Origin of the sequence: Pseudoalteromonas luteoviolacea, assembly GCF_021654285.1 — a bacterium.
GTDB classification, from domain to species: Bacteria; Pseudomonadota; Gammaproteobacteria; order Enterobacterales; family Alteromonadaceae; genus Pseudoalteromonas; species Pseudoalteromonas luteoviolacea_J.
Genome location: NZ_JAKFZS010000005.1, coordinates 198,424 through 215,036, shown reverse-complemented (window position 1 = coordinate 215,036; position 16,613 = coordinate 198,424). Strand labels below are relative to the sequence as shown.

At 38.2% G+C, this 16,613-nt stretch carries 16 protein-coding genes; all 16 read left to right on the top strand.

Annotated elements, in window-relative coordinates; translation table 11 throughout:
• Positions 1-619: 619 nt before the first annotated feature.
• The 16 genes from L1077_RS06415 to L1077_RS06340 all read left to right on the top strand — a co-directional run bounded on the left by L1077_RS06415 (position 620) and on the right by L1077_RS06340 (position 16,603).
• The gene (locus L1077_RS06415; protein ID WP_237136074.1) at positions 620-1,747 is read left to right on the top strand and encodes a polysaccharide export protein; all 1,128 of its coding nucleotides are present in this window, start codon (positions 620-622) and stop codon (positions 1,745-1,747) included.
• A gap of 8 nt (positions 1,748-1,755) precedes the next feature.
• Positions 1,756-2,190 (top strand): low molecular weight protein-tyrosine-phosphatase, encoded by a 435-nt coding sequence (locus tag L1077_RS06410; RefSeq protein WP_237136073.1) that lies wholly within the window; start codon positions 1,756-1,758, stop codon positions 2,188-2,190.
• A gap of 14 nt (positions 2,191-2,204) precedes the next feature.
• On the top strand, positions 2,205-4,439 hold the full coding sequence (locus L1077_RS06405) for a polysaccharide biosynthesis tyrosine autokinase (protein ID WP_237136072.1): 2,235 nt from the start codon (positions 2,205-2,207) through the stop codon (positions 4,437-4,439).
• Between the two features lie 186 nt (positions 4,440-4,625).
• Positions 4,626-5,906, top strand: a complete 1,281-nt coding sequence (tviB, locus tag L1077_RS06400) for a Vi polysaccharide biosynthesis UDP-N-acetylglucosamine C-6 dehydrogenase TviB (protein ID WP_237136071.1) — start codon at positions 4,626-4,628, stop codon at positions 5,904-5,906.
• Positions 5,907-5,957: 51 nt separating this feature from the next.
• Complete coding sequence (locus tag L1077_RS06395) at positions 5,958-6,980, top strand: SDR family oxidoreductase (protein ID WP_237136070.1); 1,023 nt, start codon at positions 5,958-5,960, stop codon at positions 6,978-6,980.
• Complete coding sequence (gene rfbB / locus L1077_RS06390) at positions 6,977-8,044, top strand: dTDP-glucose 4,6-dehydratase (protein WP_237136069.1); 1,068 nt, start codon at positions 6,977-6,979, stop codon at positions 8,042-8,044. Before L1077_RS06395 ends, rfbB begins: the two co-directional genes overlap by 4 nt.
• 1 nt (position 8,045) lies before the next feature.
• Positions 8,046-8,918, top strand: a complete 873-nt coding sequence (gene rfbA / locus L1077_RS06385; RefSeq protein WP_237136068.1) for a glucose-1-phosphate thymidylyltransferase RfbA — start codon at positions 8,046-8,048, stop codon at positions 8,916-8,918.
• Positions 8,918-9,328 carry a sugar 3,4-ketoisomerase gene (locus L1077_RS06380; protein WP_237136067.1) on the top strand — a complete coding sequence of 137 codons (411 nt, stop codon included), beginning with the start codon at positions 8,918-8,920 and terminating at the stop codon, positions 9,326-9,328. Before rfbA ends, L1077_RS06380 begins: the two co-directional genes overlap by 1 nt.
• Positions 9,321-10,166, top strand: coding sequence for a 3-hydroxyacyl-CoA dehydrogenase family protein (locus L1077_RS06375; protein ID WP_237136066.1), 846 nt, complete (start codon positions 9,321-9,323; stop codon positions 10,164-10,166). Before L1077_RS06380 ends, L1077_RS06375 begins: the two co-directional genes overlap by 8 nt.
• 14 nt (positions 10,167-10,180) lie before the next feature.
• Entirely contained in the window at positions 10,181-10,939 is a 759-nt protein-coding gene (locus L1077_RS06370) for an acyltransferase (protein WP_237136065.1), read from the top strand.
• Positions 10,932-12,047, top strand: a complete 1,116-nt coding sequence (locus L1077_RS06365) for a DegT/DnrJ/EryC1/StrS family aminotransferase (protein WP_237136064.1) — start codon at positions 10,932-10,934, stop codon at positions 12,045-12,047. The genes L1077_RS06370 and L1077_RS06365 overlap by 8 nt, the downstream gene beginning before the upstream one ends.
• On the top strand, positions 12,048-13,295 hold the full coding sequence (locus L1077_RS06360) for an O-antigen translocase (protein ID WP_237136063.1): 1,248 nt from the start codon (positions 12,048-12,050) through the stop codon (positions 13,293-13,295).
• An 89-nt stretch (positions 13,296-13,384) separates the two neighbouring features.
• Positions 13,385-13,933: an acyltransferase gene (locus L1077_RS06355; protein ID WP_237136062.1), complete on the top strand. Its 549-nt coding sequence runs from the start codon at positions 13,385-13,387 to the stop codon at positions 13,931-13,933.
• Positions 13,934-13,936: 3 nt separating this feature from the next.
• Positions 13,937-14,818, top strand: a complete 882-nt coding sequence (locus L1077_RS06350) for a glycosyltransferase family 2 protein (RefSeq protein WP_237136061.1) — start codon at positions 13,937-13,939, stop codon at positions 14,816-14,818.
• A 34-nt stretch (positions 14,819-14,852) separates the two neighbouring features.
• Positions 14,853-15,641: a glycosyltransferase family 2 protein gene (locus L1077_RS06345; RefSeq protein WP_237136060.1), complete on the top strand. Its 789-nt coding sequence runs from the start codon at positions 14,853-14,855 to the stop codon at positions 15,639-15,641.
• Complete coding sequence (locus L1077_RS06340) at positions 15,638-16,603, top strand: hypothetical protein (protein WP_237136059.1); 966 nt, start codon at positions 15,638-15,640, stop codon at positions 16,601-16,603. Before L1077_RS06345 ends, L1077_RS06340 begins: the two co-directional genes overlap by 4 nt.
• Positions 16,604-16,613 lie beyond the last annotated feature (10 nt).

The window sequence follows — 16,613 nt, the reverse complement described above, 5'->3', positions numbered from 1 at the left end:
GTGTTGGCTACTATGTAAATTATTGTGTAAAAGTGCTTTTTAGATTTATTTAATACAAAAATATGAAGATATTAAGCTTCATCGTACAGATAAATTGGCCTCCCATTGTTTATATTGTATAATGGCTCGAGTTTAAGGAAATACTACTTCAAAGCATTGGAAGGCTTAGTCTATGTAATTTTTATGTTCTCTCCTGTGTAAGCTAATTAAATTTTTGAGCAAGAAACTTAGGTAAAAATCGTTACTTCAAGAAGTTGTTAAATTGCAGTTTTTTGTTGCCTTTTTTGAAGTAATTGCACGAACGTTTTTTGTTCTTTTATTTTAATGTCATAGTTCCTTTTTTGGAGAAAACTGTTGTTTGTTAGTTGTTTAGGTTTTTATTTTAGGTGGCTAATAAGATGGTAATTAGCTCACAGTAGCGTTCGAAGCTATTGCAATAAATCTTTAGTAAAACTCATGTAACATTAACGCAATGTAAACTTGCGAACTCGACCATTGCATGATTTAATGGATGTCGTTATGGATAAGTGACGAGCTTTATATTACCTGTACTTGTAATGGGTATAAGTGATTGGAAATTAGTTAAAATAGATAAGATAAAAGATTTTAGGAAGAACGAATGGCGCAATGCTTTAAAAAGCTCATTGCCGCGTCAATTACATCGACGTGTATTTTTGCAATGAGTGGCTGCACAATTATTCCTGGCGGTCATCTAGAAGGGATAAATTCAGAAGAACAAAGTGCTAATCTAGAACAGGAGCTTTCAAAGGTTAATATTCAACTTATTAGCCCTGCATTGATTGCAGACAAAAAAAAACGTAACTTAAAATCGCAAGCTCAATTCTCTACTAGCACCTCTCAATTATCAGATTACGAATACCGTCTCGGTATTGGTGATGTTATTTCAATAGGTGTTTGGGATCACCCTGAACTGACGATTCCTGCTGCTGTTCAAAGGACAGCTGAATTTGATGGTTTCAGAGTACAAGCTGACGGTACAATCACATATGCTTATGCTCCAAAGGTGGAGGCTGCTGGAAAAACAGTTAGTGAACTCCATTCCGAAATTGTCAAACGTCTAAGCCGCGTCATTGAAGACCCTCAGGTTGATATAAAAATTGTCGCTTATAAAAGCCAAAAGGCTTATGTAACGGGAGAGGTTAACAAGCCTGGTATTTATGCAATCACAGAAATCCCCCTAACTTTAATTGATGCCATAAATTTAGCGGGTGGTTTAACTGATAGAGCTGATTGGAAAACCGTAGCATTTACGTCAGACGAAAAAACAGAAGTTATCTATCTTGATGAGTTTTACTCCGCGGGAGATATTTCTCAGAATCGTGTTTTGAAAAGTGGTGATATTGTTCATGTAAGCCGTAATGACAGACGCAATGTCTATGTTATGGGAGACGTAATGCGTGCAGGCAAGGTTGGGATCAACCGCTATGGCTTGAGCTTGGCTGAGGCGCTTGCAGATTCAGGTGGGATCAACGAGCGCTCTGCAGATCCTAATGGAATATTTGTCCTTAGGAAAAGAAATTTAGAAAAAGATGGTATTATTGCTGATGTATACCAGTTACACGCTAAAAATATGACATCAATGATACTGGCCGAGCAGTTTAAATTAGAACCGCAAGATATTATTTACGTAACAAGTGCACCTATATCACGTTGGAATAAGGTACTGAGTTTATTACTTCCTTCAATCACTACGATTGATAGTATTCAAGATATTCAGAACCAGTAGGTGGATTTATGTTTGACAGTATTTTAGTTGTTTGTGCCGGTAATATTTGTCGCAGCCCAACGGCAGAGTACATACTTAAATCTAGATTGATGGATAAAAAAATAAACGTTTCATCTGCTGGTCTTACAGCACTAGAGGGAAAATCTGCAGACGCAACCGCTAGCTTATTAGCAAGTCAAAATGGAATTGATATGAGCCCTCATAAAGGACGTCAAATTAATTCGAATCTTGTTGCGCAAAATGCAGTTATCTTAGTTATGGAAAATCGCCACCTTGAAGATTTACATAATAGATACCCCCAAGCGCGCGGGAAAGCTTTCTTGCTTGGGAAGTGGCTGGGAGATAAAGAAATTCCAGATCCTTACCGTCAAAGTAAAGAAGCTTTTGAGCACGTATTTGATTTAATAGATAGCGCTTGTAGCGCTTGGCAAAAGTACCTATAAGGAACTGAGAATATATGAATGCTCAGCCGAATATGATTTCATCGAATAATAAAACGTCAGAGAAAGAAAGTAACGAACTGGATCTTCTACTCCTTTTGGGGATTTTATTGGATCGTAAGTGGTTTATTTTATTCTTTACACTATTATTCACGTCGGTGGGGGTCACTTACGCTATTTTTAGTACGCCGATATATCAAGCTACTTCGATGTTACAGTTAGAAGAAAAGGGACGAACGCTCCCTGGATTTGATGAGATGTCTGGTATGCTAGAAGCCTCTGCTGGATCTGTGACTGAAATAGCACTTTTAAAGTCTCGAAGAGTACTCGGGGAGACTGTTGATGTATTGCAATTAAATACCGAAGCCTTGCCAGTGAAGTTTCCTTTTATTGGTGACAGATATTACCGTAACTTTAAACCATCGTTTGAAGGAGAAGTTGCAGCACCAAAGTTTGGTCTTGATTCCTATGCTTGGGGGGGCGAACAGATAAACGTACATCGACTTGATGTACCAAGTGCTTATGTAGGGGCCACTTTTACACTGATTGCTAGAGCTGATAATCAATTCGTCCTTCTATTGCCAGATGGCTCAGAGGTATTAGCTGGCAAAGTGGGTGAGGAGGTTGAAGGGAATGGTTTCAAAATAGCGATTGAAAAGCTTTATGCTCGTTCTGGTACTGAATTCACTATTCGCAGGTTAGATAGATTAGGCGCTATTTTAGCATTACAAAGAGCGATAGTTGCAGCTGAGCGTGGTACTGACTCGGGCATTTTGAACCTGAGCCTAGAGCATGCCGATCCTGAACATGCAAAAAGAGTTCTTAATAAAGTTGCTGATATATATGTAAAACGTAACGTAGAGAGAAGCAGTGCTGAAGCTCAAAAGTCTCTAGAATTTCTTCGAGTGCAGCTTCCTGTGGTGAAAAAGGAACTTGAACAAGCAGAAAGTCGTTTTAACAGTTATAAGGTTGAGCAACAGTCAGTTGATATTAGTTTGGAAACTCAGGCAGTATTGGCACAAATAGTTAAGCTCGATACAAAATTACAAGAGTTAGATCTTGAAAGGTTGGAACTATCTAGAAAATTTAAAGAAGAACATCCAAGCTATCAAGGTGTTTTGCAGCAAATTGATGTTGTAAAACAGCAAAGAAATGTTCTTTCGTTACAAGTTCAATCACTCCCAGAAACGCAGCAAGAGCTATTACGTTTAACTCGTGATGTCGAAGTAAATAATGAAATTTACACTCTGCTTTTAGCCAAGACACAAGAACTAGATATTGTTCGAGCAGGTACTGTTGGTAACGTGCGTGTAATTGATTCTGCAGAGGTGAATATTTCAGCACCAGTGAAACCACAAAAAGCATTTATTGTATTACTAACGACCCTTTTAGGGCTGATAATTTCATCGGTAATTGTTTTGGTCCGTAGAGCACTGAACAAAGGTATCGAAGATGCGGCTCAAATCGAGGCGTTAGGCTTGCCCGTATACGCCAGTGTCCCTTTCTCTGAATATCAGGAAAAACTTACAGGCTTCTCGAAAGCACGTAAAGGTAAAGTGAATAAACCTAAATCACTGTTAGCAGTTGATAACCCAGCAGATCTATCTATTGAAGCATTACGAAGTTTGAGAACTAGTTTACATTTTGCAATGATGGAAGCGAAAAATAACGTTATTGCGATTTCTGGTCCAAGCCCAGGTGTTGGTAAGTCTTTTATCTCGGTAAATTTAGCGATTGTTTTAGCGCAAAGTGATAAGAAAATTATCATCATTGATGCGGATATGCGTAAAGGGTACTTACACACTCAATTCTCTATGAAGTGGGGCCTTGGCTTGAGCGATCTTTTATCTGGTAAAAATACTTTAGAAGAGGTTGTTAAGCCTACTGAGGTAGCTGGTTTAGATGTTATTACCAGAGGTCAAGTACCACCAAACCCTTCTGAACTGTTAATGCATGAGAATTTCAACAAAATGATCGAGAAACTTTCAGCTGAATACGATTTTGTTTTAGTTGATACACCACCTATTTTGGCTGTAACCGATCCAGCTATTGTTAGTGCTCATGCTGGCACAACGTTGTTGGTGACACGTTTTGGCCAAAACCATGTTAAAGAGCTCGAAATAACAAAGAATAGATTTGATCAGAATGGCATCAATGTAAAAGGTGTTGTATTTAATGGTGTATTACGTAAATCAAGTAATGCCTATGGCTACTATGGGTATTACAATTACGAGTACAAGTCAGATAAATGATCACGTACATAATGTCTGCATAACTTTATGATTAAATAAGTATGTTGACGGTATAGTGTGTTATATAGCAACAGCACATAACACACTACTTCCACTAGCTTATGAAAAGCATGCTCAGACAGATATGGCTTTATATGCCCTTATTTTAATAATTTATGAATAATATAACGTACTTGGGAAGTTAAAATGCACGATGTAATAAAGGAAGCAAAAATTGCAGTCATCGGTTTAGGTTATGTAGGCTTACCATTGGCAGTAGAATTTGGTAAAAAATTTCCAACCATTGGATTCGACATCAATGAAGCTCGTGTACAGAAATTACTAGATGGCCACGATGATACACTGGAAGTGAGTGATGAAGAGCTGAAAACAGCAACTAATTTACATTACTCATTTAATGTCAATGACTTAAAGTCTTGCAACGTGTACATAGTAACCGTTCCCACACCAATTGACAGGCATAAACAACCTGATTTAACACCTTTGGTTAAAGCAAGCGAAATGCTTGGCTCTGTTATTTCAAAAGGTGACACCATTATATATGAGTCAACGGTTTATCCGGGGGCGACGGAAGAAGACTGTATCCCTGTGGTAGAAAAATTCTCAGGGTTGAAATTTAATACAGATTTTTTTGCCGGTTACTCACCTGAACGTATAAATCCAGGTGATAAAGAACACCGCGTTACCAATATCTTAAAGGTGACCAGTGGTTCTACACCTGAAATTGCTGAGTATGTTGACCAACTTTATAAATCAGTTATCACTGCAGGTACGCATAAAGCGTCAAGTATCAAAGTGGCTGAAGCCGCTAAAGTCATAGAGAATACGCAGCGAGACGTGAATATCGCATTAATCAATGAGTTGTCCGTTATTTTTAACAGATTGGACATAGATACATTGGAAGTGCTAGAGGCCGCAGGCACTAAGTGGAACTTTCTACCATTTAGACCTGGTCTAGTGGGTGGCCACTGTATTGGCGTTGATCCTTATTACCTTACACATAAAGCTCAAGCTGTAGGCTACCACCCAGAGATGATTTTGGCAGGTAGAAGGCTAAATGACGGCATGGCTCAATTTGCAGTTTCTCAACTAATTAAGAGAATGTTAAAAAAACGTATTCAGGTTGAGGGAGCAAGAGTGCTCGTTATGGGACTGTCTTTTAAAGAAAACTGTCCTGACCTTCGAAATACAAAAGTAGTCGATTTAGTTTCCGAGCTTGAAGAATATAATGCTTCTGTCGATGTAGTAGACCCTTGGTGTTGTTCTGATGAAGCGTTTGAAGAATATGGTTTAAAGTTAACTGATGAGCCTGAATTGGAAAGCTATGACGCGATCATTCTAGCGGTCGGTCACAAACAGTTTAAGCAACTTGGTGCTGAAAACATTCGTGCATATGGAAAACAAGAACACGTACTTTATGATTTAAAATACGTACTTGATAAAGATGCAGTTGATATGCGCCTATAAAAAAATGGTTGATAACCAAATTAATGCTCTATGGATTTTCGAGGAAAACACGTGACACGTTACGATCAAATAAAAGAACAATTGCTAGCTGAACCGAAAACTTGGTTAATTACAGGCGTAGCAGGGTTTATAGGTTCTAATTTATTAGAGACGCTGCTTAAATTAGAGCAGAAAGTGGTTGGGTTGGATAATTTTGCGACTGGCCACCAACGTAACTTGGATGAGGTAAAAGGGCTTGTTTCTGATGCACAGTGGAGCAACTTTACCTTTATAGAAGGCGATATTCGTAATTATGAAGATTGCGCATCTGCTGTTGGAGGAATTGATTATGTGCTTCATCAAGCGGCACTAGGCTCAGTTCCTCGTTCAATCGCCGATCCACTGACTACTAATGCAAGTAATATTACTGGTTTTATCAATATGCTACAGGCAGCGAAGGAAGCGAAAGTACAAAGCTTTACTTACGCGGCGAGCAGTTCGACGTATGGTGATCATCCAGCTTTACCTAAAGTAGAAGAGAACATTGGTAATCCTCTATCCCCTTATGCGGTAACAAAGTATGTGAACGAGTTATATGCGAGTGTATTTGCAAGAACATATGGCTTCAAAACAATTGGCTTGAGATACTTTAATGTATTTGGTAAACGTCAAGATCCTAATGGGGCTTATGCAGCCGTTATTCCTAAATGGACAGCTGCGATGATCGAGGGTAAAGAAGTATTCATCAATGGTGACGGTGAAACGAGCCGCGATTTCTGCTTTATAGAAAATACAGTTCAGATGAATATCCTCGCTGCGACTGCAAAAGAAGAAGCGAAGGATAACGTTTATAATGTTGCCGTAGGCGATCGTACAACGTTAAATCAGCTTTATGGTGCTATTTCGGAAGCACTGAATGAGAATGGTATTGAAGTTAATGGAGAACCGACGTATCGAGACTTTAGAGCTGGCGATGTTCGTCATTCTCAGGCTAATGTTGATAAAGCTAATAATTTACTTGGGTATGAACCGCAGTATCGTATTTTAGAAGGGATCAGCAAGGCGATGCCTTGGTACAAGGAGTTTTTATCTTGAAGCGCAGAATACTGTTAACAGGTGGTGCAGGTTTTATCGGCTCAGCTGTAGTTAGACATATAATTAATGATACGCAAGACAGCGTGATTAATGTAGACAAGTTGACCTATGCTGGAAACTTAGACTCTGTAATTGATGTTTCTGAGAGTGAAAGATATCAGTTCGAACAGGTTGATATTTGTGACAGAGCTGAATTAAACAAACTGTTTGAAAGACATCGTCCAACCGCTGTTATGCATCTAGCAGCTGAGTCACATGTAGATCGCTCAATTGATGGGCCGTCTGAGTTTATTCAAACGAACATCATAGGTACATATAATTTACTTGAAGCTGCAAAAGCGTACTATCTGACATTATCGCCTCAAGAGCAATCAGAATTCAGATTTCATCATATTTCTACAGATGAAGTCTATGGTGACCTTGAAGGGACTGATGCGCTCTTTACAGAGGATACATCATATGCACCTAGCTCCCCATATTCTGCTTCGAAGGCATCAAGCGATCACCTTGTCAGGGCATGGCAAAGAACTTATGGGTTACCAACAGTCATTACTAATTGTTCTAACAATTATGGTCCTTACCATTTCCCAGAGAAGCTTATTCCGCACATGATCCTCAATGCGTTAGATGGGAAAGCCTTGCCTGTCTATGGAAATGGTCAACAAATACGTGATTGGCTTTATGTAGAGGATCACGCAAGAGCACTTTATGAAGTTGTTACACAAGGTGTTGTCGGTGAGACTTACAATATTGGTGGCCATAATGAGAAGGCAAACCTAGACGTTGTTCATTATATTTGCGAACTGCTAGAAGAATTTGTCCCATCAAAACCAGATGGGGTTACAAACTATAAAGATCTCATCACTTTTGTAAAAGATAGACCGGGTCATGACGTTAGATATGCAATTGATGCCTCCAAAATCGATAGGGAGCTAGGCTGGACGCCGGCAGAGACATTTGAGTCTGGAATGAGAAAAACAGTCCTCTGGTATTTAGAAAATCAGTCATGGTGGCAACGTGTATTAGATGGCAGCTACAGCTTAGAAAGAATAGGAAATAAATAATATGAAAGGGATTATCTTAGCTGGCGGTTCAGGTACACGCTTGTACCCGATCACTGAAGGTATTTCTAAGCAACTACTACCTGTTTATGATAAACCGATGATCTATTATCCGCTGTCAGTTTTAATGCTTGCAGGTATAAGAGAAGTTTTGATTATTACAACCCCAGAAGATAAAGACAGCTTTCAAAGATTATTGGGTGACGGCACACAGTTTGGAGTCTCACTGTCTTATGCTGTGCAACCTAGCCCAGATGGACTAGCTCAAGCATTTATCATTGGTGAAGATTTTATCGGTGACGACAGTGTTTGTTTAGTGTTAGGGGATAATATTTTTTGGGGGCAAGGCTTTTCGCCTAAGCTTGTCAATGCCGCACAAAGAGAGGGAGGAGCAACTGTATTTGGATATAAAGTACATGATCCTGAACGCTTTGGTGTTGTCGAGTTTGACAGTGAGCAAAAAGCAATCTCTATCGAGGAAAAACCATCTCAGCCAAAGTCAAACTTTGCTGTAACTGGGTTATATTTCTATGACAATAAAGTTGTTTCTATTGCTAAATCAGTGGAGCCTTCTGAGCGTGGTGAGTTAGAAATAACCTCTATTAACCAAAAGTACTTAGAGCTGGGCGAGCTTAATGTAGAACTTCTTGGTCGAGGCTTTGCTTGGTTAGATACTGGCACTCATGATAGCTTGCTTGAAGCTGCAATGTTTGTTGAAACTATTGAAAAACGCCAGGGTTTTAAGGTTGCTTGTTTAGAAGAAATTGCTTTGAATCAAGGTTGGATATCTGAAGATTTAGTACAAGAAAGAGCTCAATTAATGTCAAAAAATAGCTACGGCAAGTATCTTGATGCTTTAGTAAATGGGAAAAGGTAATGAGTTTTGTTCGGGAAATTGAGTTAGCATCTCTTGGCGATTCTAGAGGGGAATTGGTTGTACTAGAAGAGAACAAAAATATTCCTTTTGATATAAAGAGAGTGTACTACATATATGGAGTAGACCCGAAGATACCTAGAGGGTTCCACGCTCATAAGGAAACTAAGCAAGTTGCAATTTGCTTAAGTGGACAATGCACTATGTTGATGGATGACGGCAAAAATAAAGTTAATGTACTCATGAATAGCCCTAAACAAGGGGTATTAATTGATGTTATGCAGTGGCATGAAATGCATGATTTCAGTGAGGACTGTATCTTAATGGTATTGGCAAGTGACTTATATAATGAGTCTGACTATATCCGTGACTACAACACTTTCAAAAACTTAATGGATGAAAAACATGTTTAAAAAACCCTTGATAATTGGAGCCGGTACAATGGCTTCAGGTGTGGCAGCTTTGTTTCTAAGCGAAGGGAGTAATGTCACTGCCATAGTAAGAAAAGTATCCAAGTTTGATGAAGTACAGTCCAGTATTGATAAGCAAGTAGCAAAAATAAAAAGAAGAGCTGCTAAGCAGGGCAAAGAATTACCAGAAAGTGGTGTACTTACCTTGATCGCAGATGTAACTGAGTGTGATGGTACGTATGATTTTATTTTTGAGGCAATAACTGAAGATACTGCAAGCAAAATAAGTGTACAGGAGAAGTATCAAAGCTGTGCTGGTCCAGATTCCATTTGGGCAACCAACACATCTAGTTTGTCCATCACTGAATTGGCATCGAACTATAAGTTTAAGTCTAATTTTGTTGGCGTACATTTTTTCAATCCCGTCGCTAGTATGGAGCTTGTTGAGTTGATCCCTGGGCTGTCTACCAGTGAAGAAACGAAACAAAAAGTTTTACAGTTAATTGAAAGCTTAAATAAGACAGCTGTATTAGTGGAAGACAGTCCTGGTTTTATTGTCAATAGGTTATTGATACCAATGATTAATGAAGCTGTTACTTTATTTGAAAGTGGTGTTGCGACTAAGGAAGAAATTGATTTGGCAATGAAGTTGGGCGCTCATCACCCAATGGGGCCTTTGGCACTTGCTGATCTTATTGGCAATGACGTTTGTTTATCTATTATGCAGTCCCTTTATCAGTCCACGAATGACCCTAAATACAGGCCAGCATATTTGCTCAAAAAGATGGTTTATGACGGTAGGCTAGGCAGAAAAAGTAACGAAGGGTTTTACGAGTACTGATTAAGGTGAATAATATGTTTATACATGAAACTGCAATAGTCAGCCCTAAAGCAAAGCTTGGTGCTAATGTTACAGTAGGGCCATTTTCTATCATCCACGATAATGTTGAGTTGGGCGATGATTGTCATATAGAAGCATACTGCGAATTAGGGAAAGAAAATGGTAATACAGGGTCTTCCCCGCTGAAAATAGGGCGAAATAGTTTAATTCGAAGTCATTCTGTATTTTATGCCGCATCGACGATTGGTGATAATCTTCAAACTGGTCACAGAGTAACCGTTAGAGAGCACTCACAAATTGGTACTGATTTTCAGTTAGGCACTTTGGGTGATATACAAGGCTTTTGCGAAATTGGTGATTATGTAAAGTGTCACAGCAACGTCCATATAGGACACCATAGCAAAGTAGGAAACTTTGTTTGGATATTCCCGTATGTTGTCTTGACTAATGATCCACACCCTCCGAGTGAAGTGCAACAAGGTGTAACCATTGGAGATTACGCTGTAATCGCTACGATGTCGGTTATTTTACCGGGTATACAGGTCGAGCCAGATACACTTGTTGGTGCGGGAAGTATTGTCGGTAAAGATGTACCGACAGGCCGAGTATTTGTGGGAAATCCTGCAAAAGACGTCTGTGCAATTGAAAAAATCAAATTAAAAACAGCAGATGGTGGACAGGCATATCCGTGGAGAAGACATTTTCATAGAGGGTATCCAGACAACGTAGTTGAAAATTGGAAGTTTGAGTTTTCTGGGAATGACAATGATTAAGTTTTTGGATTTAAAAGAAATCAACGCACAGTATGAGTCAGAGCTAAAGGCGGCTTGTGCAAGAGTAATTGATTCCGGTTGGTATATTTTAGGCAGTGAAGTTACTGCGTTTGAAGAGAGCTTTGCTAAATACTGTGGTACTGAATATGCCATTGGTGTAGCAAATGGACTTGATGCGTTAACTTTGACTTTAAGGGCATGGAAAGAGCTTGGCAAATTGAAAGATGGTGATGGGGTAATTGTACCTGCAAATACCTATATTGCTTCAATACTCGCTATAACAGAAAACAACTTGATGCCTGTCCTGGTTGAACCTGATGAGCAGTCATATAACCTCAGCAAAAGTAATATTCTTGCTGCGATGAATGACAATGTTAAAGCAATTTTGCCTGTTCATTTGTACGGTCGAATTTCGCCTATGAGTGAAATTATGAAGATTGCTGATGAGTTTAACTTGTTGGTTTTAGAAGATTGTGCTCAATCCCATGGAGCCGAACTTTCTGAAAAGAAATGCGGTAATTGGGGGCATGCAGGCGCTTTTAGCTTTTATCCTGGTAAGAATCTTGGCGCATTAGGTGATGCCGGTGCAATTACAACAAACGATACAGAATTAGCTGAAACTATTATTGCATTGAGAAATTATGGTTCCCATAAGAAGTATGAGAATATATATCAAGGCGTTAATAGTCGATTGGATGAAATTCAAGCTGCGATGCTTAGTGTCAAACTAAAATACCTTGATAGTGAGACAGAAGCGCGTCGTTTAGTTGCAAGAAAGTATCGAACTGAGATAAATTCAGAGTTTATCTCTTTATCTGGTGATGTCTCATCAGAAAGCGAGCATGCTTATCATTTGTTTGTGATAGAAACCCCCTACAGGGAGCGTTTTGAAGCGCATCTAAAGCAGTATGGAATACAGTATGTTATTCATTACCCGATCCCACCACACCATCAAAAAGCTTACAGCACCTTAATGGGTGATGTATCACTGCCGTTAACCGAAAACATTCATAATAATATCTTGAGCTTACCTATTAGCCCAGTTATGTCAGAGGAAGAAGTTAATCAAGTCATTACAGCTTGTAACTCTTTTCGGTTAGAAGAATAAATGAATTTGCTTAAAACAAGCTTACTCAATGGGGTTGCTGTAATTATCAAAATTGCAACTCTATTGGGTATAAATAAAGTGTTAGCTATTTACTTAGGCCCTTCGGGGTATGCTTTAATTGGTCAGTTCCAAAATGCTGTGCAGATGTTGACGACATTTGCCAGTGGAGCTCTCAATACTGGTGTTACAAAGTATACTGCGCAGCACTATGACGATGAAGCCACTCAAATCAGAGTGTGGAGTACAGCGGGAACGTTTTCGATAGGTCTTACTACGCTTTTTTCGTTGTTAATATTTATCTTTAATCAAGAGTTAGCTTCCTACTTTTTAAAAGATGAGTCGCTTTCTAATGTATTTTCATGGTTTGCGATAGCGTTAGTTTTCTTTGTGATTAATGCGTTGCTGCTAGCTATCTTAAATGGAAAGAAAGAAATCCCTTCGTATGTGCTCGCAAATATTATAGGCAGCTTAGCGTCTTTAGTATTTACTTGTTTGCTCACCTACTATTGGGGAACTGTTGGTGCATTGATTTCACTGGCTACGTACCAATCAATTTCATGCTTAGCCACAATTATTATTATTTCACAAAAAACATGGTTTAAGCTGAGGTATTTAGTTCAGGGGGTGGATTGGAATCATTTACAAAACCTGTCAAAATTTACCTTGATGGCACTGACCAGTGCGTTATGTGTACCACTTAGCCATATACTTGTGAGGGGCTTTATTGGCGACTCATTAGGTATGGAGGCTGCAGGATACTGGGAAGCTTTATTTAGATTCAGTAATGCTTATTTAATGTTAGTCACCATGACTTTAGGCGTCTATTATTTACCGCGATTATCGGAATTAAAAGAAAATATTCAAATTAGAAAAGAAGTACTGAGTGGTTATCTGTTTATTTTACCGATGGCTATTGTCGCTAGCTTTGTTATTTTTCTAATTGGTGACTCTTTAATTACCTTACTCTTTAGTGAAGAGTTTACTCCTGTCGCACAGCTCCTACCTTGGCAGTTGGTTGGTGATGTTATTAAAATTGCCAGTTGGTTACTCGGTTATGTATTAACGGCAAGAGCTTTTTTTAAAGCATTTATGGCATCTGAAATTATTTTCTCTCTATTGTTTGTGGTTTTAGTAAAGGTGTTTGTAAGTGATTATGGTTTAGAGGGAGCTGCTATTGCTTATGCTGCCAACTACCTCTTGCATTTCTGCTTTTTATTTTATTATTTAAAACGCAAGGATATTTTGTGATTAGTAGAATTAGGTCACTTAAGAGCTTAGGTGTTCGTTACGCAACAGGTCAACTCTTTATAAGAGTGAGTTGCGCATTTAGGTGTAGCTTGTATAGGCTTTTTTACTCAAACAACAAGCCTATTTTAAATAATGTTAAGGTATTTCAACCAACCCAGTTTGTAGGAAAGGGGGCAATTCAGCTTAATAGTGTATCGTTAGGGTGCTGGCCTTCTCCATATTTATTGACTGGGTGCGGTTACATAGAGGCCAGAAACATAGGGGCAAGTATTGAGATAGACGCGGGCTCTCAATTAAATAATAACTTTGTGATCATCGCTGACAAATCCTCGGTTCGTATTGGGAAAAGGTGCCAAGTAGGGCCTAACTTCTTTGTTACTGACTCTGATTTTCATGGGCTTGATAAAGCGCATAGAAACACGAATGATTATGGATATGGTGATGTTGAGATTGGCGATGACGTTTTTATAGGCTCGAATGTGCAAGTCTTAAAGAATGTAACTATTGGCAGTGGTTCAGTAATAGCAAGTGGCTCAATAGTCACACAGGACGTTATGGAAAATGCCTTATATGCAGGTATACCTGCAAAATTTATTAAAAGCTTAAATGGGGCTAACTTTCCGGCTAAAGAGGAATAATAGATGAGTGAGAAGCTAGTTACAGTAGTAGTGCCTTGCTATAACCATCAGGATTATGTTGAAGATTGCATTCAGAGCATCATAGAACAAAGCTATCAAAATATTGAACTCATTATTATTGATGATGGTTCGAAAGATGATTCAGTTAAAAAAATTCAATCTTTTGAGCAAGTTTGCAATGAACGTTTTGTACGCTTTCATTTTATTCATAGGCCAAATAAAGGGGCATGTGCAACACTAAATGAAGGTATTTCATTAGCTACAGGTGATTATATTGCGCTATTTGCATCAGATGATGCAATGCTACCAGGACGAATCGCGTCTCAAGTTGCTATTATGCATCGTGATCTAAATATCAAAGCAGTATTTGGGGCTGTAAAGAATATTGACGATAATGGAACTTTAATAGGTAAGACTAATGTCGCAGAGACTGTGTATGACTATGAAGACATTCTATTGAATCGAGCTAAGCTATTAGCTCCGACAATGTTAATTGATTCTGTAGCTCTTAAAGAAGTGAGTCCTATTCCAGAGGATGTTGTAATCGAAGACAGGTACATACAGTTGTCGATTACAGAAAAGTATGGGAAGTGTATTTTCAGTAGTAAAGAGTTTTATGCCTATTATAGACGTCATGGCAGCAATACTTCTTCTAATATAGATAAATTGTTTGAAAAGAATGTTGAATTAATTAACCGTTTTGAGTGTGATAAAAAATTAAAACGCCAAGCAATTGCAAATAACTTGCTGGGGTATGCAATTTCAATGGCTTTGAATAATAAAACTAAGGCGTTTAAAGCATTATTCAGAGCACTGAAATATGATGTTGGTGTTGTTGTAAATAAAAAGTTATATCATGGTTTTTTTAATATACTAGTTAAATAAGCTGATTTAATCTATCTAATATTAAGGAATTTTTGTGCAAACCATTTCTTTGTCAATCGTTACGCCTACTTATAACAGGGCGCATATATTGTCAGATTCACTGAGCTCGTCATTGAAACTTGTTGAGCAAGGTTATGCTCAGGAAATTATATTAGTCGATGACTGTTCGTCAGATGATACCATTGAAAATGTAAAGCTAAGTTATGAAAAGGAAATTGCAAGCGGCGTTATTAAGCTTGTCGAGCTCCCAGAAAATTTGGGTGTAACTGGGGCTAAAAATGTAGGTGTAGAAAACGCCTCTGGAGAGTGGGTTGCTTTCATGGACTCAGATGATATTTTCTTGGCCGGCAGTGGAGAGCTATTGGCTGCAGAGTTGAATAGGTTAAATAAGATGGATCTTATATTTTTCCGCTGTTCTGATTTAGAAAGCAAGGAGTTAATAGGTGCACCAGAATCTGAGAAAGAAATCGATATTCGACGTTTACTTAACCGTGGAACTCCAGGTGAATGTCTACCTGTAATGAAGAGAAAAGCAGCGCAGAAATTTCCATATAATGTATCACTTAGGGGGTGTGAAAGTTTAGCTTATTTACAGCTCGCCTCGCAGAAATATAAAGTTTTTTTGAGTGATAAGATTATTCGAGGGTATGACTCTAGTGGCGATGACCGATTAAGTACCCGTAAAGCAATAAAGAGTCGTTCGGATAAGCTGATTAAATATCATTACAAGAGATTAAAATTTGTAAAGCATGCATCTTTGACTACTTTCATCGGAGTCTTTGTTAGAATTTTATATTATTCTGGAATTAGGCTAATTAGATGAGGTTGTTAACATTTGATAAAAATGGGCTTTTTTTCTCAGTTGTGGCCTTTTTCCTGTTTGCCTGTAACTCTACTGGTTTTGATTTTTACTCCCATAGTGTCTCTTACTATTTTTATGATTCAATAATCAATAGTTCGGACTTGCTGTTTGGGCATGTTGTACTGCCTAGGTATTTAATGTTGAGTTATCTGTATGAAATTACCTCTCGAGTAGGCATACCTGTGGGGTGGATTTCAGCGATGCTTATTACGTATCCAATATATAATGTTGCGAAAATTTTATTTAAATCTTCTCAACATAATAATGGTGATAAATGCTCTGTGTATGTATGTGTGCTGATAGGCTCCTCTTTTTTATTGGCATTTTTTTATTCTGGATTATCATTGGTACTGCTGTGGTTTCTATCTTATTTAGTTACTAAGAAAAAAGTGTTTTTAATAGGTGGGCTTCTACACCCAGTCGGTATTATTATATTTTTATTCGGATTGTTATTTCTCAAAAAAGACTTCTTGAGATTTGTATTCATGCTCACACTTACTTTGATGCTGTTTTATGTCTCAAGCAAGTTTAATTTATTGACTGCTGCTTCCTATGAAAATTTTCGTTATGAATTGACCCTAGATTCTTTGAGTACAACCTTAAGCCTTGTTTTTGAGAAAAAACAAACAGAGTTAATGGGGCTAGTTGTGATTCTATTATTGAGTTTTTTTGCAAAAGCAAAGTTTTTGGCGAGTATTAATGTTCTGGCCCGTGTTTATATTCATAAGAACTTATTGAAATCGAGTTCTATTTTTCTGTGTGTACTATTCTTTTTTGCTATGATTGGTAGTCCAACTTTGATAAATAGCTTTCTTCATTTCAGCTATAACGATGTGATATACGCTGCTTGGTTTGATTGGGGAGCAAAAGATCTCAGAGTTGAACATTGGGAACTTTATATGCGAAGGTACCAGCCACTTTAGGAGTGTTTAT